Genomic DNA, 287 nt, shown 5'->3' on the forward strand with positions numbered 1-287 from the left:
CGGCAACTATTTGCAAAAACGCGAAGCGCTGGTCGGCCTGGTACTACTAATGGATATACGTCATCCACTGACCGATTACGACCAGCGCATGCTGGAATGGGCCAATGATAACGGTATGCCTCTCCATCTGGTACTGACAAAATCCGACAAACTCAAACGAGGGGCTGCCAAAAGCACGTTGCTAAAGGTCCAGCAAGCGGTACGTGACAGCTCAACAGATGTATCCGTGCAGATGTTTTCATCGCTGAATGGCGATGGACTGGAGGAATTGAAACGGCGTCTTAACC

The 287-nt window shown here is 50.5% G+C and carries 1 protein-coding gene; it reads left to right on the forward strand.

Going from position 1 to position 287, the window contains the following annotated elements; genetic code table 11:
* The coding region (locus Q4563_RS19175; protein WP_442903802.1) for a GTP-binding protein at positions 1-287 on the forward strand (287 nt) is incomplete at both ends.

Source organism: Gilvimarinus sp. 1_MG-2023 (assembly GCF_030548285.1).